General features: G+C 69.8%; 19 protein-coding genes. 7 read left to right on the top strand and 12 right to left on the bottom strand.

All coding sequences use genetic code 11. The features are described from left to right. Positions 1–20 precede the first annotated feature (20 nt). Together AB0B45_RS07000 and AB0B45_RS06995 are read right to left on the bottom strand one after the other, a co-directional pair. Positions 21–1454, bottom strand: coding sequence for a penicillin-binding protein 2 (locus AB0B45_RS07000; RefSeq protein ID WP_358126571.1), 1434 nt, complete (start codon positions 1452–1454; stop codon positions 21–23). A 60-nt stretch (positions 1455–1514) separates the two neighbouring features. Further along, positions 1515–1874: a MerR family transcriptional regulator gene (locus AB0B45_RS06995; RefSeq protein WP_358126568.1), complete on the bottom strand. Its 360-nt coding sequence runs from the start codon at positions 1872–1874 to the stop codon at positions 1515–1517. An 81-nt stretch (positions 1875–1955) separates the two neighbouring features. On the opposite strand from AB0B45_RS06995, the gene AB0B45_RS06990 reads away from it, so the two are divergent. Next, a complete protein-coding gene (locus AB0B45_RS06990) occupies positions 1956–2150 on the top strand; it encodes an aldo/keto reductase (RefSeq protein WP_358126565.1) in 195 nt (64 codons plus the stop codon). Here AB0B45_RS06990 and AB0B45_RS06985 read toward each other — a convergent pair. Beyond that, a complete protein-coding gene (locus AB0B45_RS06985; RefSeq protein WP_358126562.1) occupies positions 2122–2781 on the bottom strand; it encodes a TetR family transcriptional regulator in 660 nt (219 codons plus the stop codon). The genes AB0B45_RS06990 and AB0B45_RS06985 overlap by 29 nt on opposite strands. Before the next feature lie 72 nt (positions 2782–2853). Between AB0B45_RS06985 and AB0B45_RS06980 the strand changes: the two genes are divergently transcribed. Further along, positions 2854–4143: a GH1 family beta-glucosidase gene (locus AB0B45_RS06980; RefSeq protein WP_358126559.1), complete on the top strand. Its 1290-nt coding sequence runs from the start codon at positions 2854–2856 to the stop codon at positions 4141–4143. Between the two features lie 54 nt (positions 4144–4197). Here AB0B45_RS06980 and AB0B45_RS06975 read toward each other — a convergent pair whose 3' ends face one another. Further along, entirely contained in the window at positions 4198–5097 is a 900-nt protein-coding gene (locus AB0B45_RS06975) for a hypothetical protein (RefSeq protein WP_358126556.1), read from the bottom strand. A 192-nt stretch (positions 5098–5289) separates the two neighbouring features. On the opposite strand from AB0B45_RS06975, the gene AB0B45_RS06970 reads away from it, so the two are divergent. Both AB0B45_RS06970 and AB0B45_RS06965 read left to right on the top strand, forming a co-directional pair. Continuing rightward, on the top strand, positions 5290–8337 hold the full coding sequence (locus tag AB0B45_RS06970; RefSeq protein WP_358126553.1) for a M14 family zinc carboxypeptidase: 3048 nt from the start codon (positions 5290–5292) through the stop codon (positions 8335–8337). Between the two features lie 112 nt (positions 8338–8449). After that, a complete protein-coding gene (locus tag AB0B45_RS06965; RefSeq protein ID WP_358126549.1) occupies positions 8450–9883 on the top strand; it encodes an aldehyde dehydrogenase in 1434 nt (477 codons plus the stop codon). A 205-nt stretch (positions 9884–10088) separates the two neighbouring features. Here the strand turns inward: AB0B45_RS06965 and AB0B45_RS06960 are convergent, their stop codons facing one another. From AB0B45_RS06960 to AB0B45_RS06950, 3 genes are read right to left on the bottom strand one after another with little or no spacing between them, the layout of a single operon-like run. After that, positions 10089–10850, bottom strand: a complete 762-nt coding sequence (locus tag AB0B45_RS06960; RefSeq protein WP_358126546.1) for an alpha/beta fold hydrolase — start codon at positions 10848–10850, stop codon at positions 10089–10091. A 9-nt stretch (positions 10851–10859) separates the two neighbouring features. Then, positions 10860–11135: an AMP-binding protein gene (locus AB0B45_RS06955; protein ID WP_358126543.1), complete on the bottom strand. Its 276-nt coding sequence runs from the start codon at positions 11133–11135 to the stop codon at positions 10860–10862. A 55-nt stretch (positions 11136–11190) separates the two neighbouring features. Then, positions 11191–13488: a LuxR C-terminal-related transcriptional regulator gene (locus tag AB0B45_RS06950; RefSeq protein ID WP_358126540.1), complete on the bottom strand. Its 2298-nt coding sequence runs from the start codon at positions 13486–13488 to the stop codon at positions 11191–11193. Between the two features lie 374 nt (positions 13489–13862). Here AB0B45_RS06950 and AB0B45_RS06945 point away from each other — a divergent pair, with 374 nt between their 5' ends. Beyond that, positions 13863–14450, top strand: coding sequence for a TetR family transcriptional regulator (locus tag AB0B45_RS06945; protein WP_358126537.1), 588 nt, complete (start codon positions 13863–13865; stop codon positions 14448–14450). Here the strand turns inward: AB0B45_RS06945 and AB0B45_RS06940 are convergent. Next, a complete protein-coding gene (locus AB0B45_RS06940; protein WP_358126535.1) occupies positions 14431–15288 on the bottom strand; it encodes a hypothetical protein in 858 nt (285 codons plus the stop codon). The two genes, AB0B45_RS06945 and AB0B45_RS06940, sit on opposite strands and share 20 nt — an antisense overlap. A 117-nt stretch (positions 15289–15405) precedes the next feature. Here AB0B45_RS06940 and typA point away from each other — a divergent pair, with 117 nt between their 5' ends. Together typA and AB0B45_RS06930 are read left to right on the top strand one after the other, a co-directional pair. Continuing rightward, positions 15406–17259, top strand: coding sequence for a translational GTPase TypA (gene typA / locus AB0B45_RS06935; RefSeq protein ID WP_358126532.1), 1854 nt, complete (start codon positions 15406–15408; stop codon positions 17257–17259). A gap of 319 nt (positions 17260–17578) precedes the next feature. Then, a complete protein-coding gene (locus AB0B45_RS06930) occupies positions 17579–20125 on the top strand; it encodes a hypothetical protein (protein WP_358126529.1) in 2547 nt (848 codons plus the stop codon). Positions 20126–20246: 121 nt separating this feature from the next. Here the strand turns inward: AB0B45_RS06930 and AB0B45_RS06925 are convergent, their stop codons facing one another. The 4 genes from AB0B45_RS06925 to AB0B45_RS06910 all read right to left on the bottom strand — a co-directional run bounded on the left by AB0B45_RS06925 (position 20247) and on the right by AB0B45_RS06910 (position 24582). Further along, positions 20247–21353 carry an RNA-guided endonuclease TnpB family protein gene (locus AB0B45_RS06925; RefSeq protein ID WP_358126526.1) on the bottom strand — a complete coding sequence of 369 codons (1107 nt, stop codon included), beginning with the start codon at positions 21351–21353 and terminating at the stop codon, positions 20247–20249. Positions 21354–21620: 267 nt separating this feature from the next. Next, positions 21621–22271 (bottom strand): DUF2461 domain-containing protein, encoded by a 651-nt coding sequence (locus AB0B45_RS06920; RefSeq protein WP_358126524.1) that lies wholly within the window; start codon positions 22269–22271, stop codon positions 21621–21623. A gap of 29 nt (positions 22272–22300) precedes the next feature. Next, entirely contained in the window at positions 22301–23797 is a 1497-nt protein-coding gene (locus AB0B45_RS06915; RefSeq protein ID WP_358126521.1) for a helicase HerA-like domain-containing protein, read from the bottom strand. After that, a complete protein-coding gene (locus AB0B45_RS06910; RefSeq protein WP_358126518.1) occupies positions 23794–24582 on the bottom strand; it encodes a polysaccharide deacetylase family protein in 789 nt (262 codons plus the stop codon). The genes AB0B45_RS06915 and AB0B45_RS06910 overlap by 4 nt, the downstream gene beginning before the upstream one ends. Positions 24583–24707 lie beyond the last annotated feature (125 nt).

Genomic DNA, 24707 nt, shown 5'->3' with positions numbered 1-24707 from the left:
GCCGGGCCGCCCGACGGGGATCAGGTGAGGACGGCCCGCATGATCTCGCGGGCGATGGGGGCGGCCACGTCGCCGCCGAAGCCGGCCCGTTCGACGACCACGCCCACCGCCACCTGCGGGCTGTCGGCGGGCGCGAAGGCCGTCAGCAGCGCGTGATCCTCAGCGCCCCGCAGGTTCTCCGCCGTGCCCGTCTTGGCCGCCACCACCACGCCCGGCAGGGCGGCCGCCGTACCCGTGCCGCCCTCCTCGGTGACCTCCACCATCATGGTGGCGAGCTGGGCGGCCTCGCGCGGGTTCATGGCCGAGCGCCACTGGGACGGCTCGGCCGTGTCGATGACCGAGCCGTCGGGCAGCCGCACCTCCTCCACCAGATAGGGCCGCATCAGCGCGCCGCCGTTCGCGACCGCCGCCGACAGCATGGCGATCTGGAGCGGAGTGGCCCTGTCGTTGAACTGCCCGATCGCCGACATCGCGGTCTGCGCCTGGTCGAGGCCGCTCGGGTAGACGCTCATGGACACCGGCATCGGCACGGTCAGCGTGTCGTCGTTGAACCCGAACGCCTCCGCCTGCTGGCGCAGCGTGTCCTGCCCCATGTCGAGGCCCATGGCGGCGAAGGCGGTGTTGCAGGAGACCTGGAAGGCGTAGGCCAGCGGCGGGCGCCCGTTCCCGCACGACTCGTCGCCCGCGTTGCGCAGATACGTCGAGGTGCCCGGCAGCAGCAGCCTGGCGGGCGCGTCCACGGCCGAGGCCGACGCGTACGCGCCGGAGTTCAGGGCGGCGGCGCTGGTGACGACCTTGAAGGTGGAGGCCGGCGGATAGGTCTGGTTGAGCACCCTGTTGAGCAGCGGCCGGCCCGGATCGGCGTGGAAGAGCGCGTCGATCTCCGTCAACTTGGCGGCGCGGAAGGTGGTGTAGAGGTTGGGGTCGTAGGACGGGTAGGAGACCATCGCCAGGATCGCCCCCGTCGAAGGGTCGAGCGCCACGGCGGCGCCGCGCCGTCCCGTCGCGGCCAGGGCCTGGTAGGCGGCCCGCTGCACCCGCGCCTCGATGGTGGTCCGTACGTCGGCGCCTTCGCTGATGCCGTCGGTCACCAGTGCGCGCACCCGCACCTTCGGATCCCTGCCGGTGAGGGCGGCGTCCTCGGCCTTCTCCAGGCCGGTGGCGGTGTAGAGCGAGGAGTGGCCGGTGACCGTCGCGTAGAGGTTGCCGTCCGGGTAGGTGCGCCGGTAGGTGTAGCTGGCGTGCTTCGTCCTGCGGCTGGCGGCGATGACCGTCCCGTCGTGGGTCAGGATCTTGCCGCGCGGGTGCTCGAATCTGGAGATCAGCGTGCGCTGGTTCCGCGCGTCGGCGTTGAGCCGCGCCGTCGTGAACCCCTGGATGTAGGTGATGTTGGCGAGGAGCGCGAACATCATCGCGGCGTACAGCATCGCCGCGCGACGCAGCGGGATGTTCATCCGTCTCGCCCGGGGTCCGGCCATACCCCCCGGTTTAGCAACCGGAACCCCAAGCGGGGGCTAGAGCACGCTGCGGTAGTAGGAAATCTTGCTGTGAATGTAGCGCTGGCGCTCGATCAGGTTGTCGATCTGGCCGCGCACCCTGGTGTCGTGCTCCTCCAGGAGGGCGATCCTGTCGGGGATGGTGTGGTCCCCAGCGCGCACCAGCTCGGCGAAGCGCAGCATCTGGGCGATCGGCATGCCCGTGTCGCGCAGGCACCTGATCGTGCCGAGCCACCCGAGGTCTTCCTCGGAGAACCTGCGCTGTCCCGCGGCGTTGCGGTCTACGGGGGCCAGAAGGCCGATCTTCTCGTAGTAGCGAAGGGTGTCCAGGCTGAAGCCGGTCTCCTCGACCACCTCAGCGGGGGTGTAGACGCTCACGGGGCCGATCCTCCCACCTGGAGCGCACTCCAGGTCAACCCGCTTGACATGGAGCGTGCTCCAGGTCGCACAGTCTCGGCCATGGACTTCGCGATCGGCACCATCGACTTCGGCACCAGGGTCACCCCGCAGGACACCTTCGCTCTCCTCGACAGGTTCACCGAGGCGGGCGGGACGATGATCGACACGGCGAACAACTACCCGTTCTGGAACACTGGCCGTACCGGCAGTGAGAGCGAGGAGGCGGTCATGGCTCGGTTGGACGAGCCGCGCTGAGGTGGTCGGCGAGGTAGCGGCGGACCAGTTGCTTGCACTCGGCGATCAGCGCGGGGTCGCCGTCGGCGTTCACGCGGAAGGCCAGCTTGAGCACCGCGTCGGCCGCCTCGACGGCGACCCGCAGCGCCAGGTCGAGCCGCTCGCCCTCGGGTTTGTCGTACAGGCCGACGACGAGGGCGCGCAGCCGATCGGCCACGACCGCACTGTTCTCCGTCGCGTCGTCGAGCATGTGGCTGGTGCCGGGCAGCGCGGGGCCGCCGGGGCTGGGCAGCACCTCGCCGAAGTCGACCACGGCGAAACCCGGCGTGGTGCGCTTCATCGCCACGAACTCGTCGATCGCCAGGTCTGACAGCTCCGACCAGTGGGCGAGGTCGGCCTGCGCGATCCGGTCGGTGACGCGGGTGAGGAACCTGTCGAGGTTGCGCATGGCCAGCGCTCTGACCAGGCCCTGCTTGTCGGAGAAGAACTGGTAGAAGGTGCCGATCGGGACCTCGGCCCGGCGGGCGACCTCCTTGGTGGTCAGCCCGTCGTAGCCCACTTCGTCCAGGAGAGAGGCGCACTCGTCGAGCATCCGCTCGACCCGTTCGGCGCTGCGGCGCTGGGAGGGACGGCGGCGCAGGGTACTCGTCATGCCCCCATCCTGGCCCATCCACGCCGCCGACTCGGCGACCTCGCGCCCCTTGATCGCCTAATATCACCGGTTATGTTCCTCTGGGGTACGGCCACAGCCGCCTACCAGATCGAGGGCGCCGCGCACGAGGACGGCCGCGGCGCCTCCATCTGGGACACCTTCGCCCACCAGCCCGGCAGGACCCGCGACGGGCACACCGGTGACGTGGCGTGCGACCACTACCATCGCTGGCCCGAGGACCTCGAGCTGATGAGCGGCCTGGGCGTCAACGCCTACAGGTTCTCGATCGCGTGGCCGAGGATCCAGCCCGACGGCTCCGGAGGGGTCAACCCGAAGGGACTCGACTTCTACGACAGGCTCGTGGACGGGCTCGGCGAGCGCGGCATCACCCCCGTGCCCACGCTGTTCCACTGGGACCTGCCCCAGGCGCTGGAGGACAGGGGCGGGTGGCTGGACAGGGACACCGCCTACCGCTTCGCCGACTACGCCGCGGTCGTGGCCGACCGGCTGGCGGACCGGGTGAAGATGTGGATCACGCTCAACGAGCCCTTCGTGCACATGGTGTTCGGCTACGCGATGGGCCTGCACGCGCCGGGTCACGCGCTGATGCTGGACGCGCTCCCCGTGGCGCACCACCAGCTGCTCGGGCACGGGCTGGCCGTACGGGCGCTGCGGGAGGCGGGCGCGGAGCAGGTGCTGATCACCAACAACTGCACTCCCGTGTGGGCGGAGGACGCCGCGGCGGGCGACGCCTACGACGCGCTGCACAACCGCCTGTTCAACGACCCCGTCCTGCTGGGGCGCTACCCCGACCTGTCCGCCTACGGCGTCACCCTCGACTGCGTCCGCGACGGCGACCTGGAGATCATCTCCACGCCGCTCGACGGGCTGGGCATCAACTACTACAACCCCACGCGGATCGGCGCCCCCACCGACGACTCGCTGCCGTGGACCGACCTCGGCGTCAATGGCTACCCCACCACCGCCTTCGGGTGGCCGGTGGTCCCCGACGGCCTGCGCGAACTGCTGGTGGGCCTGCGCGACCGGTACGGCGCGGCGCTGCCGCCGATCTATATCACGGAGAACGGCTGCTCCTACCCCGAACAGGACGACCAGGCCCGCATCGCCTTCCTCGACGGCCACCTGGCCGCCCTGCGTGCCACCCAGGACGAGGGCGTCGACGTGCGGGGGTACTTCGTCTGGTCGCTGCTGGACAACTTCGAGTGGGCCGAGGGCTACCACCAGCGTTTCGGGCTGGTCCACGTCGACTTCCCCACGGGCCGCCGCACCCCACGCGCCTCGTACCACTGGCTGAAGGACCACCTGTCCCGTACGGCAGGCGGCGACCCCGCCCATCCGTAGCGGGTCGGCGGCCCTCTGCCCGGGGGCCTCTTCGTCGAACGGACCGGCTGCGGCTCAGAACACCGACACGTGCACGTGGTCCCAGTGGTTGGCGGTGACGCCGCCACGGTCGGACATCATGTCCCAGCCGCCGCCGGTGCGGATGTCGTAGTAGCGCTGCTTCCAGATGATGTACATCACCCCGAGCCGCGACCCGTTGGAGATCAGCCACTGGGCCAGCGCGTCACCTCTGGCCAGGTTGGCGCCCGAGGCCATGCTCCCGCCGGGGCTCATCATGAAGTCGCACGCCCGCCCCTTGCCGTGCTCGCCGGGGTCGCCGACCCGAAGGCAGCCGACGCCGTAGAACATCGGGAAGTTGCGCATCACCTCGTCGCGTACCGAGACCATGCGCGCGGTGAGGCCGCTGGCGCTGCCGGGCTGCTGGATGCCGTACTTGGCCAGCAGCTTCTCGATGTCGCGCCGCTTGCTCTGCATCTTCTTGACGTCGCGCTCGAGGTCGTCGATCTTGTCGTCGGCCGCCTTCTTCGCCTTCTTGGCGTCGGCGACCATCTCCTTGACGCGGTTGAGCTTGGAGCTGCGCTCCTCCGACAGGTAGGCCATGTTCGCCGCCTGCCCCAGCACCTGGTACGGCTCGCCTTGCGAGGCGAACAGGCTGGTGCCGTCGAGCGGCCCCTGGATGTAGGTGGTCTGCGCGATCTGGCTCACCTCGACCTCGGCCCTGGCGAGCGCCGCCTTGAGGTTGGCGGCCGTGTCGGTGGCCTTCTTGGCGGCCAGCCGCGTGTCTTCGAGGCTCTCGATCGTGCCCCGGTAGAGCTTGTTGAGGGCGGCCGCCTGTTTGGTGAGTTTGCGCAGCTTGGTCTGGCTGTCGGGGTCGGCGGTCGCCGAGTGCGGGAAGGGGGCCGCGACCAGCGCGACGAGGATGACGGCGAGCACGGCAAGACGCCCTGATCTCACGCCTGTCCTCCCCTCCTAGACGGAGCGACTATAGAAGATGATCTTGACGCCTGCCACCCGAACCAGCGAACTCGTGCGCCTTTGGCGAACTATCTACCACTTTGTCGGAAAGCGGGCCAACAGTTGGGTCTTGCCGAGCCCTCCGTGGCGGGTGACATTGCGAGCATTCCGTTTTCTGCAAAGGGGCAGAACTTGTCTCGTACTTTCACCCTCGTCACAGCCGCGATCGCCTGTCTCGCCACCTCCCTCGTGGCGGGGCAGGCCGTCGCATCGGAGGACCCCGCCTTACCCCAGGCCGACCGGATCGAGCTCTACCAGTTGGAAGGTCCGCCGGGCACCGGGCAGGCCCTCGCCGAGGACGGCTTCGACGTCGTGCAGAAGCAGGCCGTCGCGGGCAAGGAGCACATCGAGTTCACCGCCGACCGCGACGACCTAGTCAAGATCGGCAAGCTCGGGCACAAGCCCGAGCCCGTGCGCAACCCGCAGGGCCAGACCCAGCTCGAGGCCGCCAAGGCCCAGTCGGCGGACGGTTACACGGTCTGGCGTAGCTACTCCCAGCAGGGCGGCATCGCCGACCAGCTCAAGGCCATCGCCGACGCCAACAAGGACATCGTCAAGCTGCAGTCGATCGGCAAGACGATCAAGGGCCAGGACATCCTGGCCGTCAAGGTGACCAAGCACGCCAGGATCCTGCGTGACGGCGCCAAGCCCGCCGCCCTCTACTCCGCCACCCAGCACGCCCGCGAGTGGATCGCGGCCGAGGTCGACATGCGGCTGTTGAAGTACGTGGTCGCCAACAAGGGCGCGCTGGCGGGCCTGCTCAACACGACCGAGCTGTGGTTCGTGCCCGTCGCCAACCCCGACGGCTACGACTTCACCTTCACCGAGGGCAACCGCCTGTGGCGCAAGAACCTGCGTGACAACAACGGTGACGGACAGATCGCCAGCGGTGACGGCGTCGACCCCAACCGCAACTTCCCGACGAACTTCCACTACGACGAGGAGGGCGCCTCCAGCGTCCCCAGCAGCGAGACGTACCGGGGAACGGCCGCCGCCAGCGAGCCCGAGACCAGGGCGATGGACGGGCTGCTGCGCCGGATCAAGTTCAAGCTGCAGCTCAACTACCATTCCTTCGGCCCGCTGCTGCTGTACCCGTTGGGCTGGCAGATGTACACCGCGAGCGCGGACAACCCGGTCTACGAGGCGCTCAGCGGCACCGACGCCAATCCGGCCGTCCCCGGGTTCAACCCGGGACTCGCCGCCGGAGAGCTGTACATCACCAACGGCGACACCAACGACCGCGCGCACGGCGAGTACGGCACGCTCTCGTGGACGCCGGAGCTGAACGAGGGCTGTGACGGCTGCGGCTTCGTCTTCCCCGACGACGAGGCGCTGGTCCAGGCCGAGTTCGAGAAGAACCTCCCCTTCGCCCTCGACATCGCGAAGTCGACGGTCAACCCGGTCGAGCCGGTCACCCACCTGGGCAACAAGACGCCCGACTTCGTGGTCGACGACTTCGAGATCAGCCACGGCACCGACCAGGTCGTGCAGGTCAACGCCAAGCGCAAGCTGGGCCCCGTGGTCGTGCAGTACCAGGTCAACGGCGGGCACGTCAGGACGGCGCTGACCAACGAGTGGAAGGGCGGCGAGCGGTACGGCAAGGGCTACAACGTCTACTACCACCAGCTCCGCGGCAAGATCACCGGCACCAAGCCGGGTGACAGCGTCAAGGTCTGGTTCAGGTCGCTGACCAAGAAGAGCGCCGACTTCACCTACAAGGTGGCCGACGACATCGGCGGCAAGGTGCTGATCCTGGCGGCCGAGGACGTCACGGGCATCAGCCCCGCGCAGGGCGTCACCGAGTCGAAGTACGTCGACGACTACGCCAAGGCGATCTCCGAGGCCGGCCACACCTCCGACGTCTACGACATCGACAAGAACGGCCGGAAGGCGCCGCACCCGCTGGGCGTGCTCAGCCACTACAAGGCGGTCGTGTGGGAGACCGGCGACGACATCAACCCGCGCTCGCCTGAGCAGGTGCCCGGCACCCTCGCCAGGTACAGCGTCGAGACCGAGATCGCGGTGCGCGACTATCTCAACGACGGCGGCAAGCTGCTGTCGGCGGGCAAGTACGCCCACTACGCGCGCAACGCCAACCAAGGCTTCTTCTTCCAGCCCGACGCCGCGCTGGGCGAGTGCGTGGTCGCCGCGGCCCCGCCGTGCTTCGAGGCCAACAACGACTTCCAGCAGTACTGGCTGGGCGCCTACATCTGGTTCGACAACGGCGGCACCAGCCAGCAGACCCATGAGCCCTTCGGGCTCAAGGGCACCGTGGGCGCCTTCAGCGGCTTCACCGGCACGCTGAACGGCGGCGACTCGGCCGACAACCAGGACCACAACAACTCGTGGGTGGCCACCTCCGCGATCCTGCCCGTGGACACGTTCCCGCAGTTCGAGAGCAGGGCGGGCATCACGTGGGACAGGCCGGGCGGGCCGTTCGACCCGCACACCGGGGCGTGGGACGTGCAGAGCGGCATCGCCGACGCCTCGTGGAAGCGCCTGACCAAGACGATCGACCTGACCGGCAAGAGCGGTGGGGACCTGACCTTCTGGGCCTCCCTCGACACCGAGGCGGACTGGGACTTCTTCACCATCGAGGCGCACACCGTCGGCCAGGACGACTGGACGACGCTGCCCGACGCGAACGGGCACACCACCCAGTCCACGGGGTCGAGTTGCAACACGCCCAACGGGCAGCATTGGAGGGAGATCCACCCGTTCACGACCCACTACCAGGGGCCGAACTGCGAGCCGACCGGCAGCAGCGGCGCATGGCACGCGGCCACCGGCAACTCGGCGGGCTGGCAGCAGTGGAAGATCGACCTGACCCCCTACGCGGGCAAGAAGGTCGAGGTCTCGCTGTCGTCCATCACCGACTGGAGCACCCACCAGGCCGGCGTCTTCCTCGACGACGCGAAGGTCACGCTCGACGGCGCGGTCGCGGAGGAGACCTCCTTCGAGGCCGACCTCGGCGGCTGGACCGCGGGCGGCCCTCCGCCCGGCTCGGGCCCGCTGCTCAACAACTGGGGCCGCACCGACAAGATCTTCGATGAGGGCGGCGGCATCGTCACCAAGGACACCGTTCTGCTCGGGTTCGGCGTCGAAGGTGTCACCACACAGGCACAGCGCACCGACCTCGTGAAGCGGTCGCTGGCCCACCTGCTCGGCGATCCTCGCTAGAGCATGAGAGGGGTACGGCTCCCGCGAGCCGTACCCCTCTTGCGTGCCTGCACAGAACATGATTCGGTCTCCCAAGGAAGCAAGCACTCGGTCAAACGAGAAGGGTCACGACATGCGCCAGCACGACACGCTGTTCATCGGGGGCGAATGGGTGGCCCCGGCGGGCACCGGCGTCATCGAGGTCATCAACCCCCACACCGAGCAGGTCGTCGGCACGGTTCCGGACGGGACGCCCGCCGACATGGACCGCGCGGTGGCCGCCGCCCGCGAGGCCTTCGACCACGGCCCGTGGCCCCGGCTCAGCTTCGGCGAGCGGGCCGAGGCCATCGGCAGGCTCGCCGACATCTACGCCGCCCGTCAGGGCGAGATGGCGGCCATCATCACCGAGGAGATGGGCTCGCCGATCACCTTCTCCCAGCTCGCCCAGGTCCCCCAGCCGCTCGGCATGCTCCAGTACTACGCCGAGTACGGCAGGACGTTCCAGCAGGAGGAGGAGCGCCCTGGCCTGTTCGGTCCCTCGACCGTGCGCAGGGAGCCCGTCGGCGTGGTCGCGGCCGTCGTGCCGTGGAACGTCCCGCAGTTCGTCTCCATGACGAAGATCGCCCCCGCTCTGCTCGCCGGATGCACGATCGTGCTCAAGCCCGCGCCCGAGACACCGCTCGACGCCTACCTGCTGGCCGAGATGGTGCAGGAAGCGGGCATTCCCGGCGGCGTGCTCAACATCGTCCCCGGGGGTCGCGAGGCCGGCGAGCACCTGGTCTCCCACCCCGGCGTGGACAAGGTCGCCTTCACCGGGTCCACCGCCGCGGGCCGCCGCATCGCCTCGATCTGCGGCGAGCAGCTCAAACGCTGCAGCCTGGAGCTGGGTGGCAAGTCGGCGGCGATCGTGCTCGACGACGCCGACCTCGGCGCCAGCATGGGCATGCTCGCCATCGCCTCGCTCATGAACAACGGCCAGGCCTGCGTGGCCCAGACCCGCATCCTCGCCTCCCACCGCCGTTACGACGAGGTCGTCGAGGCTGTGGCGGGCATGGTCACCTCGCAGGCGGTCGGCGACCCCGCCGACCCCACCACCGGCATCGGCCCGCTGGTCGCCAAGCGCCAGCAGGAAAGGGTCGAGGGCTACATCAAGATCGGCATGGACGAGGGCGCGAAGGTCGTCGTCGGCGGCCTCGACCGGCCGCTCGACAGGGGCTGGTACGTGGCGCCCACCGTCTTCTCCGGCGTCCACAACGACATGCGCATCGCCCGCGAGGAGATCTTCGGCCCCGTCCTGGCCGTGATCCCCTACGAGGACGAGGCGGAGGCCGTCCGCATCGCCAACGACAGCGACTACGGTCTGGCGGGCACGGTGTGGACGGCCGACACCGAGCACGGCATGGACATCGCCCGCCAGGTCCGCACCGGCACCTACGGCGTCAACTGCTTCATGCTGGAGGCCAACGTGCCCTTCGGCGGCTACAAGGCCAGCGGCGTCGGCCGCGAACTCGGCCCCGAGGGCCTGTCCGCCTACCTGGAGTACAAGACCATCTCGCGGCTCGGCTGACAGCGACTGCCCCGGTACGGCATGCCGTACCGGGGCAGGGTGCCGAGCGGCACCCAGCGCGCCCCCGCGACGCTGGGCGTTCACCCGGCTACAGAAGTATGTCCCGCGTCTACCGCCTTAACGGCTGATGGCACCGTTGGCAATCCCCCGGCGGGTTCCTTCCTTACGTCATAGGTAGACGCCTTTAACACCGAAAAGGTTCGATCTATCTCTGTGACGTGTTCAGGGTGATCCATTTCCCGATGCGGCGGATGAGTTCGGGCGTGGCGGCGGTCTCGGCATGCCCGTACGCGCGCTCGATCCACAGCTCCTTGGGCTCGCGGGCGCCGTCGAAGATCTGGTGGGCGTGCTCCAGCGGGAAGAAGGCGTCGGCGTCGCCGTGCACGACCAGCAGGGGCGTCGGAGAGATGAGCGCGGCGGCCTCGTAGGGCGGCATCGGGACCGGGTCCCACTGACCGCGCGCGATCCTGGTGCGCTTGGCCACCCGCGCCGCCCACCTGCCGAACGGCCGCTCGATCGCCCAGTGCACCTGGCGCATCGGCTTGGTGCCCCGGTAGTACCAGCGGGCGGGGCCGCTGACCGCGGCCACCGCGTCCACGCCGTGGTGCAGGCCCGCGTGCCGGATGGCCACCGCCGCCCCCATGGAGAAGCCGACCACCGCCACCGACGAGTAGCCGACGACCCGCGCGTGCCGTACGGCCGCCTCGATGTCGAGCACCTCCAGGTCGCCCACCGTGGTCTCGCCGCCGGAGCGGCCGTGTCCGCGGAAGTCGAAGGCCATCACGCCGCCGAACGCGCTCAGCACGTGGGCGATCCCCCGGGCGGTGCGCTCCCTCCACGACCCCGTGAAGCCGTGCGCCACCACGATGCCCAGGTCGCCTCTGCCTCGTGAAGGGGTGTGGGCGGCGTCGATCCGCACGCCGTCGGCGGTTCTGAGCACGACAGGGAAGTTGGTGGCGAAAGGCATGGATCGAGCCTAAGGTCCCTGGAGTTCCGCGCTCCCGATGACCTGCCTGATACGGGAGTCCTCAGCGGCCTTGATGGCGTCGTCCGAGTCGGAGATCATGATGCGCGCGGCGCTCGCCCTGATGTATTCGTCCACTTCTAAGCCGGCGGGCAGCACCGTGACGATGGCTCCCACGGCGATCGCGCCGTCCACTGCCGCGCTGAGATCCGCTCCCCGGGGCAGGCAGACGACCACCCGGTCGCCAGGGCGCAGCCCACGGCTCCGGAGCAGGTCTTCTGTGCTCATGCGATCAGGCTAGGGAGCGCGCTTCGCCCGCACATGGGGCGTAATATGCAGACCGTTATGCAGAACCCAGGTCGTGCTCGACGGCCCAGAGGGCGATCTGCGAGCGCGAGGTGAAGCCGAGCTTCTCCATGATGTTGGCGATGTGCCTGGCGACGGTGGCGGGGCTGATGACCAGCTCGTCGGCGATGGCCCTGTTCGACAGGCCGCGGGTGAGCAGCCCTGCGATCTCCTGCTCGCGGGCGGTCAGCACGGGGTGCGGCACCTCGGCCACGGCGGGGGTCGGCAGCCGCCCGTTCTCCCCCTTGCCCGCCAGCACCAGGCGCGCCACCTCGACCGGGTCGAGCTCCCTGCCCCTCGACCACTGCAAGGCCGTACGGCCCTCGCCGAGCTTGTCGCGGGCGCGGGCGAGCAGCTCCTCGATCCGGCCAGAGACGGCGGGCTCGCCCATCTCCTCTGCCAGCGCGGTCGCCGCGCCCGAGGAGAGCACGGCCCCCGCGAGGTCACCCTCGACGTCTGCCAGCCTCGACAGCACCCGCAGCACGCGCGCCATGCCGAGGCGCTGACCTGTTCGCTGCGCCAGCTCCAGGCATTCGGCCAGCAGGCCCTTGGCCATGGCGTGGTCGCCGCGGCCGATCGCGACCTTGGCGACCATGACCAGGCAGCGCTCCATCTCGACTCTGTTGTCGAGGTCGTCGAAGATCGAGGCGGCCTCCCGGTAGTGCGTCACCGCCGCCTCGGTGTCGCCGCGCCACTCGGCCACCGCCGCCAGCTGGCTGGTCGCCATCGCGACATGCCACGGGTGGCCGTTCTCCTTGGCGATCGCCAGCGCCTCGCTCGCGTGCCGCTGGGCCAGGCGCAGCTGTCCCCTGACGCCCGCGAGGACCGCGAGGCACGAGTGCGCGATGACCCTGTTGAAGGTGTCGTCGTGCTCCCTGGTGGTCGCCACGACCTGCTCGAAGTGCCGCTCCGCCCGGTCGAACTGGCCGGTGCGCAGCAGCAGCACGCCCGCCACGTTCAGCGTGACGCCCTTGCCGAGGCTGTGCGGGACCTTCTCCTGCTCCTTGAGCGCGTCGGTGACCACCCGCTCGCAGCCCGCCAGGTCGTCCCTCGCCTCCAGCCCGTAGGCGAGCGCGCCCTTGCTGAGCGCGACCACGTCGGGCGGCACGCCCGTCAGGTCGAGCCGCAGCAGCCGCTCGAACCACTCGACGCCCTCGGCGATCTCCCCGTGAACGGCCAGCATCGCCGAGGCCACGTAGGCCAGCCGCAGCCCCAGCAGGGCGTTGCCCGACTCGACCGCCCAGTCGACGGCCGCTCTGCAGTCGTCGATCAGGCCCCTGCCCCTGACGAAGTACGGCAGGCGCTCGGGCCACGGCGCCCGAGGCGTCGCCAGGCCCGACTCGAAGCAGCGCGCCTGCACCTCACAGATCACCAGCAGGTGGCGGTCGCGGAACCAGGTGAGCTCGTCCTCGTCGCGCAGGCGCTCGACCGCGAACTGCTTGATGGTCTCCAGCAGGCGGTAGCGCCCTCCGTCGGCCAGCAGCAACGACTTGTCCACCAGGCCGCCGAGCAGGTCGAGCATCTCCTCGGCGGGCAGGAGCCTGTCATCGGCGCACACCTGCTCGACCAGGTCGAGGTCGAAGTGCCCGGCGAAGACCGAGAGCCGCCGCAGCAGCACCCGCTCCTTGGGGGTGAGCAGGTCGTGGCTCCACTCCACGGTGGCGAGCAGCGTCCGCTGCCTGGCGGGCGCCGTACGGTCGCCGCTGGTCAGGAGCCTGAAGCGGTCGCCGATCCGCTCGGCTATCTGCGCGGGGCTGAGCATCCTGGTGCGGGCGGCGGCCAGCTCCAGCGCCAGCGGCAGCCCGTCGAGCGCCACGCACAGCCTGGCCACGTCGTCGAAGTCGCCGCCGGTCAGCTTGGTGCCCGCGGCCAGCGCCCGGTCGGTGAACAGCAGCACGGCCTCGGCGTCGGGATGGCGGGCGTCCGGCAGGTCGAGGGGCGGCACCCGCCACACCAGCTCGCCGGGGATGCGCAGGGCCTCCCTGGTCGTGAGGAGGATCCGCAGGTCGGGGCAGCCTGCCAGGAGCCGGGACACGAGCTCGGCGCAGCGCTCGACGACCTGCTCGCAGTTGTCGAGGAGCAGCAGGGCGCCGGCGCCGCGCAGCCGGACGAGCAGGCCGTCGAGCGACGGCCTCGAGCGCTCCTCGCGCACCCCGAGCACGTTGGCGATCTCGTGCGCCACCAGGTCGGCGCTGGTGATCCTGGCCAGCTCGACCAGCCATACCCCGTCGGGGAAGTCGGGCACGACCCTGGCCGCCACGCGCAGCGCGAGGCGCGTCTTTCCGATGCCGCCCACGCCGCAGAGCGTGACCAGGCGCTGATCTCGAAGCAGGCCGCACAGCTCATCGACGTCACGCGCGCGACCGACGAAACGATTCGGTTCAACCGGGAGGTTATGCGATGTCATGCCTTCAACCGGGGTATTCGGAGCAGTCGTCACCGCGAGTGTGCACGCGATCACTGGGCTACACAAGCGGTCCGGAGACAAGCAGCGGCGCGGTCCCATCTTTGCGCACATCGAGCGTTGTCTCCGAGGATTCGACCTGTTCCCACGAGACCAACCTGCTGTCGCGGTGGGGGCACCGGCGCCTCATCGATCACACCATGGCAATGCCCAGGTCAGGATCACTTAGTCGGGACGTGGTGATACAAGACTCCTATCGTTGTCCCATGACGCTGATGGAGCTCCTGCGCGACGACGACGGCTCCGACTCGGCGAACGAGCGCATCCTCGACGCCGCCTACGAGCGGTTTCTGGCCTTCGGGGTGCGCAGGACCACCGTGGACGACGTCGCCAGACAGGCGGGCCTGGCGCGGATCACCGTCTACCGGCGCTTCGCCCGCAAGAACGACCTCGTCCACGGCGTCATGCTGAGGGAGCTGCGGCGGTTCCTGCGCGACTTCGAACGCGCGGTCGCGCCGCTGCCGACGGCCGCCGAGCAGGTGGTCGAGGGGTTCGCCGTGACCCTGCGCGTGGTGCGCGGCCACTCGCTGCTGGCCCGGCTGCTGGTCACCGAGCCGGAGACGATCCTGCCGCACCTGACGACGGGTGCGGCCCCCTACCTGGCGGTGGCCAGGGAGTTCGTCGCCGCCCACCTCGACTCGCCCGACGCGGAGGCGATCGCGGAGATGTTCGTCAGGGTCTCTCTGTCGTTCCTGCTGACGCCGTCGTCGGCCATCCCGCTGGAGACCGACGACCAGGCGCGCGCCTTCGCCCGCCGCCACCTGGTGCCGTTCCTCAACTCAGGAGGGCCATGACCCGCGCGATCAGCGGAGGCAGCCACCCGACCAGCGCCCACACCAGCAGGTACGGCCCCGCGTCCCACCCGGGCGCGAAGAGCGACACCGCCAGCCAGACCACGGCCAGCACGGCGTTCAGCGACACGATCCAGCTCACCCGCAGCGCCCGCCGCAGGGGGCCGGCGCCCACGGCCTGCCACGCGATCACCGACACCGTCACGCCGACGACGATCACGCTGAGCCGCAGGACCAGGGGCCTGTCCCCGATCGGCGGCCATCCGTACCCCATGGCGCCGATCAGCGCAGCCACGCACAGGAATCTGGCCGGACCGCCCACGTGGCGGCGCAGGCCCGCGTCGTCCAGCCCGGCGTAGAAGACCCTGGAGGCCGCTCGGCGCGACCGCACGACCGCACGAACGCTCAGCCGCTCCCGCCGGACCCCGCCCCACCAGGTGCTCCCGTGCAGCACCAGGATGACGGCGAGGTACACGAACAGGGCCCAGTCCCCCGGCCCCGCCGAGCGCAGCGGAACGCCCAGCCACACCATCGGCGCCACCAGCCCGCCGAGCACGACCAGCGTCGCGATCTCGGCGGCCCATCCGTCCCACCACGGCCGGCGGCCGTCCCCAGGAACAGATACGTGGGCCTTCAGCGTTGAGTAGTCGCCACCCAGTTCTTCGGCCCGCCGTACCGCCTCCCCGTTCGGGCGGCCCTGGCGGTCGAGGATCAGCGCCCGCAGCAGCCACGGCTCGGGGTCATGGGGCGAGTCGGAGATCAGCCGGTCGACGTAGGCGTGTGCCCAAGGGAAACGCCCCTCGTCGAGCAGGCGTCGGACATGCCGCAAGTGGGAGGACACAGGGTGAAGTCTGCCCTGTCGTGCCCACTGCACCAAGGGTGGTAACGGGATCAACTAAACTGGTGGCGCCGCATCGTCCCGCGGCCAGCCTCCACGAACACAGAGTGAGACCTCATCATGCCTTTGAACAGCCGCGACGACCTGCGGAACATCGCGATCATCGCGCACGTCGACCACGGCAAGACCACTCTCGTGGATGCCATGCTCTGGCAGTCCGGAGCCTTCCGCGCCAACCAGGACGTCGATGACCGTGTCATGGACTCCAACGACCTCGAGCGCGAGAAGGGCATCACCATTCTCGCCAAGAACACCGCGGTCAAGCACGGCGACATGACCCTCAACATCATCGACACGCCTGGCCACGCCGACTTCGGCGGCGAGGTCGAGCGCGGCCTGTCGATGGTCGACGGCGTGGTCCTGCTGGTGGACGCCTCCGAGGGTCCGCTGCCGCAGACGAGGTTCGTGCTGCGCAAGGCGTTCGCCGCGAAGATGCCCGTCATCCTGTGCATCAACAAGGTCGACCGCCCCGACGCCCGCATCAAGGAGGTCGTCGACGAGGTCTACGAGCTGTTCATGGACCTCGACGCGACCGAGGAGCAGATCGACTTCCCGATCGTCTACGCCTCCGCGAAGGCCGGCCGGGCCTCGCTGGAGCGTCCCGACGACGGCGGCATGCCCGACTCCGAGGACCTCGAGCCGCTGTTCGATGTGATCAAGCGCACGATCCCCGCGCCGACCTACGACCCGAGCGCGCCTCTGCAGGCCCACGTCACCAACCTCGACGCCTCCTCCTACCTGGGCAGGATCGCGCTCTGCCGCATCCACCAGGGCACGATGAAGAAGGGCCAGCAGGTCGCCTGGTGCAGGACCGACGGCTCCATCCAGCGCGTCAAGATCACCGAGCTCCTCATGACCGACGCCCTGGAGCGCAAGCCCGCCGAGGAGGCGGGCCCCGGCGACATCATCGCGATCGCCGGCATCCCGGAGATCATGATCGGTGAGACCCTCGCCGACCCCGACGACCCGCGCCCGCTGCCGCTGATCACGGTGGACGAGCCCGCGATCTCGATGACGATCGGCACCAACACCAGCCCGCTCGTGGGCAAGGTGAAGGGTTCGAAGGTCACCGCCCGCATGGTGAAGGACCGCCTCGACAAGGAGCTCGTCGGCAACGTGTCGCTGCGCGTGCTCCCCACCGACCGGCCCGACGCCTGGGAGGTCCAGGGCCGTGGCGAGCTGGCGCTGGCCATCCTGGTCGAGCAGATGCGCCGCGAGGGCTACGAGCTGACCGTCGGCAAGCCGCAGGTCGTCACCAAGACCATCGACGGCAAGATCCACGAGCCGGTCGAGCGCCTGACCGTCGACTGCCCCGAGGAGTACCTCGGCGCGGTCACGCAGCTGCTGGCCGTCCGCAAGGGCCGCATGGAGCACATGACCAACCACGGCACCGGCTGGATCCGGATGGAGTTCGTGGTGCCGGCGCGCGGCCTGATCGGTTTCCGCACCGAGTTCCTCACCGAGACACGCGGCACCGGCCTGGTCCACCACGTCTTCGAGGCCTACGAGCCGTGGTTCGGCGAGCTGCGCACCCGTAACAACGGCTCGCTGGTCGCCGACCGTTCGGGCCCGGTGACCGCGTTCGCGATGACGAACCTGCAGGAGCGCGGCATCCTGTTCGTCTCGCCGACCACCGAGGTGTACGAGGGCATGATCGTCGGCGAGAACTCCCGCTCCGACGACATGGACGTCAACATCACCAAGGAGAAGAAGCTCACCAACATGCGCTCCTCCACGGCCGACGTCACCGAGACGCTGATCCCGCCGCGGGTGCTGTCGCTGGAGCAGGCGCTGGAGTTCATCCGCGAGGACGAGTGCGTGGAGATCACGCCGGAGACCGTGCGCATCAGGAAGGTCGTCCTCGACGCCGCCACCCGCGGGCGCGCCGCCGCCCGCGCCAAGCGAGCCAACTGACGTCCCTCCCCCCGAGACCCCCGGCCGGCCCGCCCGAAGGCGCGGCCAGGGTCTTGTAGCGGTTCTCCGAGGACCCCGGCCTACCATGGAAGGGCCGGGGTCTTCGCGTTTCTGGGAGGCAGGCCGCAAGTCAGGCACAACCACTCCCTAACCGCGGGCGGAGATGCTGGGCGGTGAAAGGAGGTGCCGTCATGGGTGTTGTGACGTTCCGGACGAATCTGACATATCTCGCCGCCTGGCTCGTCTTCGTCGCCATCGTGCTCCTGCTGGTGCGCTGAGGTAATCACTCCGTTACCGACCGGCGTGGATCATGCTGGTTGTGGGACGCCTGAGGAAGATCGTCGCGTACGCGCTCGCTGCGATCTCCGTGGGAGCCATCGTCTGGTGCGTGGTCGTGGCGAAGCCCGTCACCCACTCGGACCCGACCCCTGCGCCCCCCGCGCCGTCCTTGCTCCAGGTGTACGGCGCGCAGGAACACTCCCCCCGAACCCCTCCCGAGGTGACCACCGAGGTCACGATCGCCGACGCGACCGCCGCCGACCTGGCGGCAGTGCCGCAGGGAAGGCTCGACGAGCGCGCCAGACAGTTGAAGATCACCGTGGTCCACCGCCTCGTGCTGGACCGCACCGACCTGCTGGCCACGCTCCTCAGGTCCGAGGGGCCCTTCCCCGACGAGATCCAGAGCTTCACCGACCGCAGGCTCGGCGCGGTGAAGGCCGACGGCGACTCGGCCGTCCTCGCGCCCACCAGCAGGCTCGCCCCCGTGCTCACCACCTCGGGCCCGCGGACCACCGTGCGCTTCACGATCACGATGCTGCGCCAGGTCGCCGACGACGCGCTGCCGGAGCTGGAGTTCGTGCCGCCGACCGAGCAGGGAGCGGCGTCCGCGCGCGAGATCACGCTGATCGCGCCCGCGTGGACGGTGATCAGGGTAGAGCGGGTGACGCCCGAGAAGGAGCAGGCGGGGCGGCTGGCGTTCACCGCCTTCACCGCGCCCGTGTCGGTCCGGCTGGCCCACGAGTCCTACGGCAGACCCGACGCCGAGCAGACGGACCTGTTCTCGTGGACACCTGTGCTCAGCGTCTTCACCGCGATCGCACTGACCGTCTTCCTCGTCAGGGCGCTCGGCCCCTCCTGGTGGCGGCGGACGCCCAACCGTGAGCTGGCGATCGGGCTGATCCTGTGCGTGGGGGCGCTGCTGCTCGCCATGCTGCTGGCGCGCATGCCGTACCTGGGGCCTGTCATCCTGTTCGGCGCCGTGCCCGTGCTCGCGCTGCGCCACGCGCGCAGGATCGTGCCCGCCAGACCGCCGTGGACCTCGAAGGACGCCTTACTCGTCACGGGCATCGGCGTGCTCGTGGCCAGCGGCATGCTGTTCTGGTCGTGGGTCCAGGGACAGGTGCCGCCGGTCACGCTGGGCGTGGGCACGGTCACGGCCGCGCTGGCGGCGGCGGGTTCCGCCGTGGCGTTCGGCACCGACCTCGGCATCGCCGTCCTGGTGGCCAGGCTGGCCACGGTGACGGCGGGCGTCGCCGTGGCCGCGCTGGCGCTGGCGCTGTGGGTGCGGGCGCTGATGAGCGGCGGCTTCTTCCCTCCCGACAGCGTCCGGCTGGTGCTCGCGCTGTGCTGGTCGCTGATCCCGATCGCCGGGATCGCGGTCGCCACCCGTTCGTGGTCACGCGTCGCGATCGTGGTGGCGGTGCTGGGCAGCCTGCTGCTGCTCGGCTGGCCGACCGAATGGCTCGACGCGGGCTCGTGGAGCGTCCAGCCCGACCAGATCGCCGCGAAGACGCCGCCTCCGCTGGTGTTCGGGCAGCCGCTCAACGAGGTCACGCGCGGCGTGCTCGGCCTGCTGCTGCTGACGTTCGCGCTGCTCGTGCTGAGGCTGCGGCGGCTGGGGGCGACGCTCGACGCCATGGCCAACCCCGCTGTCGTGGCCACGGTGATCGTCTGCCTGATGGTGCTCTACCTCACTCCGCGCACCGACCCCGACTCCACCGCGATCGATCTGCCGCTGCCCTCACTCGCCATCACCTCGCTGGTGGCGTGGGCCGCGGCCACCTGGCTGCTCTCGGGTCCGCGCGCCGAGATCGTCGAGCCCACCTCCCGCGCCGAACACCGCGAGCTGATCAGGCACGCGCTGCACCGGCGAGTGCTGCACGGCTCCGAGCAGGAGCTCTACCGGCTGAGCAGGGGCAAGCTGGGGTCGGGCGAGCTCACGATGGAGGACTTCGAGCGCCAGCGCCTCGAACTCGACCGCGCCCTCACCCTCGACCCGCCGCACACCGAGACCGCCTTCGCCACCTCGGCCGGCTGCTCGCCATGGCAGAACGGCCTGGCGGCCTTCGTGGTCGCCCTGCTGCTCTCGCTGCCCTTGGCGCTCATCTACGGCTGGCCCGACGGCCCCGAGCTGACCAGCTGGGTGTTCGACGCGCGGTTCATGTTCACGCTGCCCGCCTTCGGGTTCTTCTACGGGTACTTCTATCCCCGCCTGCGCGGCACGCAGCCGGTCACCACGGCGCTCTACGTGATGAGCGTGGCACTGATCACCGAGCTGTCGGCCTACATCCCCTCGCTCGTCGACCCCGACATCAGCGCCGTCGACAAGCTGCAGGTGGTCGCGATCGTCGTGGGCCAGGGCGCGCTGGTCTTCATCGGCCTCGGCCTCTACTGGGAGTGGCGGATCATGTTCACGGCCGGCGAGCCGTGGGCCAGGGTGCGCAACGTCCGCAGCATCCGCAGCCTCGCCACCCCGCTGCTCGCCGTCGTGATCGCCGCCGGCACCACCGCCGCCACCTCGGCCGCTGGTCAGACCGTGGACCGCATACTCAAGGGCGACTCCGCCACCAGCCAGAGCGGTCCTTGACCTCCTCCCCACGGCTGAAGCCGGGGGACTCCAACCCTCGCGGGTTGGGTTTCCTGCTTCACTGCCGATCGCCCGCCGAGGAGGTCTCCCCTTGAGGTCTTACATCAGCTCCACAGGCGTTTCACCTCTCGGCCAGCCCGGCCGCGAGGATGTTCTTGGCCGCGTTCACATCCCGGTCATGGGACGCGCCGCAGGCACACTCCCACGTTCGGACGTTCAACGGCATCGTGTCTTGCAGGGCTCCGCACGCCGAGCACAGCTTGGAGGAGGGAAACCACCGGTCCACGACCACGAGTTCCCGCCCATACCAGGCCGTCTTGTACTCCAGCATGCCGCGCAGCTCGCGCCAGCTCGCATCCGAGATGGCGCGCGCCAGGCGATGGTTCTTGACCATGTTATGGACTGTCAGGTCTTCCACGGCGATCACTTGGTTCTCGCGAACAAGCCGTGTGGTGACCTTGTGCAGGTAGTCGCGGCGCCGGTCGGCGATCCGGGCATACACCCGGGCCACCTCCCGCCGGGCCTTGGCCCGGTTGCTGCTGCCCTTGTCCTTGCGGGCCAGCGCCCGTTGCGCCCTGGCCAGCTTGCGCCGGTCGGCCCGCTCATGCTTCGGGTTGACGACCTTCTCTCCGGTCGACAGCGTCACCAGGGCGGTGATGCCCGCGTCCACCCCGACCGACCGCGCCACCGGATCAAGCGGCCGGATCGCGTCCTGGCAGAGGATGGACACGAACCAGCGGCCCGCCGCGTCCTTCGACACCGTCACCGTGGACGGCTCGACGCCCTCCGGCAGCGGACGCGACCACACGATGTCCAGCGGCCCGTCCATCTTCGCCAGGGTGAGCCGCCCATCGCGGAAGGTGAACGCCGAGCGGGTGTACTCCGCCGACAACCGCGACTTCTTGCGGGACTTGAACGCCGGGTATCTGGCCCGCTTGGCGAAGAAGTTCGCGAAGGCAGCCTGCAGGTGACGCAGCGCCTGCTGGAGCGGGACCGAGGACACCGCGTTCAGGAACGCGAGTTCGGCGGTGCGTTTCCACTGCGTCAGCGCGGCCGACGACTCCACGTAGGAGATCCGGCGCCCTTGCTGGGTGTAGGCGCGGGTGCGCTCCTCCAGCGCCTTGTTGTAGACGAGGCGGGCGCAGCCGAACGTCCGGGCAAGCTCAGAGGCTTGCTCGGGGGTCGGGTAGAAGCGGTACTTGAACGCCCGCTTCACGCTCTGCGCCACGTCTCGCATCCTACCGAACGATCAGCTAGATATCGCGTGTTTGTTCGAACGGAAGGTGTGGCATCGTGCCGCGTTTCCTCCCCAGGGCCGCAGCCCGGGCACTCCACGCTTCAGGATTTCGGATGAGCCTGCCCTCCTCGGCGAACACATGGTCGCGCCGGGCGGTCGTCACCGTGCTGCCCCTGGCCCACCTGTGGCGCGACCACGCGCGGTGCGCGGCCCCGCCCGTAGACCAGGGAGCCCGCGGACCAGGAGAAGGCACACGGGTCAGCGGCGCGGCAGCTCGCTGCCCCTGACGTGGGCGCAGAGCCAGTCGACCAGCGGCGCGTAGTCGCGCCAGGTGGCGCGGACCCGGTCGGCGACCTCCTCGGTGTGCACCCACGGCTCGGGCTCGAAGCGCCGCCCGAAGTAGAGGGAGCGATGGCGCAGCAGCTCGATGCGCGGGTGGTCCTCGGGCACCCCTCGCGGCCTGGTCTTGAGCCTGTCTCCCCCGGCGACGTAGCCCGCCGCGGTCAGCCCGTCGGCGATGCGCTGCAGCGGCTTGCCCGACACGTCCTCGTCGACGGCCGCGCGGTAGCGGGCCACCTGGTCGGCGGCCGTGGTGTAGAAGCCGCCGGCCGTGTAGAGGCCGGAGGCGTCGAGCTGAACGTAGAGGCCGATGCCCGGCATGACGTCGACGAAGGCGCCCTGATGCGTCTTGTACGGCGACTTGTCCTTGGCGAAGCGGACGTCGCGGTGCGGCCTGAACAGCTGGGCGAGGCCGAACTCGGCGCCGAGCTCCTCGGTCAGGGCGAGCATGGGCGCCCTGACCGCCTCCTCGTAGAGCTCCTTGTGGCGAGAGAAGTAGACCTTGCTGTTGTCAGCCTCGAGGCCCTCGTAGAAGACGAAGGCCTCGTCGGGGAAGCCGGTGAATCCCATGCTCACAGAGTGCCATGCGGCACCGACACTCAGCGCCGCCGTCTGGCCGTACCGAAGATCGAGCGGCTGATCTCCCTGCCCAGCGAGCTGGCGGCGGACCGCGCGAACGACTTGAAGATCGACGACCCGAGCACCGCCTCCAGCACCGTGGGCTCCCCGCCGGGAGAGGGCTCGGCGGGAGCGGGCGTGGGGGCCGGAACGGAAGGCGGCGGGGCCATCCTGGCGGCCAGCAGCTCGTAGGCGGACTGCCTGTCGATGGACTGGCCGTACCTGGGCAACAGCGGAGAGGCCGACACGCTCCCGCGCACCACGGCGGGGTCCGACGGCGCCATCAGCGAGCGCGGCGCGAGCAGCCTCGTCCACGCGACGGGCGTCGGCACGCCCTTGTCCGACAGCACTGTCACGACCGCCTCGCCGATGCCGAGCTGGGTGAGCAGCTCCTCCAGGTCGTAGTCGGAGTGGGGGAAGGTGGAGACCGTGGCCTTCAGCGCCTTGGCGTCCTGCGGGGTGAAGGCGCGCAGCGCGTGCTGGACCCTCGCCCCGAGCTGGGCCAGCACGTCGGCGGGCACGTCCTTCGGCGTCTGCGTGACGAAGAAGACACCGATGCCCTTCGACCTGATCAGGCGCACGGTCTGGGTGATCGAGCGCAGGAACGGCTTGGAGGCGTCGGTGAACAGCAGGTGCGCCTCGTCGAAGAAGAACACCAGCTTCGGCTTGTCGGGGTCGCCGACCTCGGGCAGGTCGCCGAACAGGTCGGCCAGCAGCCACATCAGGAACGTGGAGAACATCGCGGGCCTGTCCTGTACGGCGGGCAGCTCCAGTACGGAGACCACTCCCCTGCCGTCGGAGGTGACCCGCAGGAGGTCGTGGGTGTCGAACTCGGGCTCGCCGAAGAACTGGTCGGCGCCCTCGGACGACAGGTTGGTCAGCGCCCGCAGGATCACCCCCGCCGTCTGCTTCGACAGCCCGCCGACGCCCTTCAGCGCCTCGGGGGTGTCGATGAGGTACTGGATGACCGCCCGCAGGTCCTTCATGTCCAGCAGCGGAAGCCCGTTGGTGTCGGCGAAGTGGAAGATCAGGCCGAGCGACGACTCCTGGGTGTCGTTGAGGTCGAGGACCTTGGACAGCAGCGTGGGGCCGAACGCGGTCATGGTGGCGCGCAGCGGCACCCCCTCGCCGATCCCGCCCAGCGCGTAGAACTCCACCGGGCACGCGGCGCCCGACCAGCCCTGCCCGATCCCCTGCGCCCGTTTCAGCAGCCCCTCCGACGGCCGGCCTGGCGAGGCCATCCCCGACAGGTCGCCCTTGATGTCGGAGAGGAAGACGGGCACGCCCTGGGCCGACAGTTGCTCGGCCATCACCTGCAGCGTCTTGGTCTTGCCCGTGCCGGTCGCGCCCGCCACCAGGCCGTGCCTGTTGAACATCCGCAGCGGCATGCCGATGGGCGAGCCCGGCTGTGGCTCGCCGTCGGCCATGAGCACGCCCAGCTGGATCGTGGGCCCTTCGAAGTCGTAGCCGCTTGTCATAGTTCGGTGTACTTTCTGCCGGGAGCGGGCGGCTTGCCGTACAGCTCGGAGACGGTGACGAACCGATAGCCCTTGTCGGAGAGGGCGTCGACCAGGTGGGGCACCGCCTCGACCGTGGTGCGGTGGATGTCGTGCATCAGCACGATCGACCCCCTCGTGGCCCGGCTGGCGCGCCTGGCCACTATCGTGGCGACGCGGTCACGCCAGTCGAGGGTGTCGACGCTCCAGAGGATCTGGGCCAGCCCCAGCCTGCGGGACTCCGCCGCGACCCTGGCGTTCGTCGACCCGTACGGCGGGCGCATCACCCCCATCCGCACGCCGGTGATCTTCTGCACCAGCTCCTGGGTCCGCCCGAGCTCCCTCGCGATCCCCACGTCCGACAGCCTGGGCAGCTCGGCGTGGCTCCACGAGTGGTTGCCGAGCTCGTGCCCCTCGGCGACCATGCGGGGCAGGGTGTGATGCCTGTCGGCGGCCACCATCTGCCCGACGACGAAGAACGTCGCCTTGACACCGAGGTCGTCGAGCTCGTCGAGCAGCCACTGCGTGTAGTCACCCGGGCCGTCGTCGAAGGTCAGCGCCACGCACTTGACCTTCCTGCAGTCGGCCGTGAGCGAGGGTCGCGGCCAGCCGGGCTGGACGGCCGCCAGGGACCTGGCCAGCGCGGCGGCGTCGACGCGGGCCGGAGCCCTGGCACTGAGCCGCACGACGTCGACGGGCTCGACCGCAGCGGGCGCGCCACATCCGGCCACCAGCACCAAGGCCAGCAACCCCGACCACACCCGCATGCTTCCCCCCGAAAGCGGCTCGGGGGATCACATCACGGATAGTCCTGGACCGAGCCCCCCCGAAGCCCCTTCGCCAGGTCTTGCCACCAGACTGGAACATCAGCCTGAAGTTCCGTGTAGCGACG

Source organism: Nonomuraea sp. NPDC049152 (genome assembly GCF_040648355.1).
Lineage (GTDB): Bacteria > Actinomycetota > Actinomycetes > Streptosporangiales > Streptosporangiaceae > Nonomuraea.
This window is presented reverse-complemented; position numbering and strand designations above follow the sequence as displayed.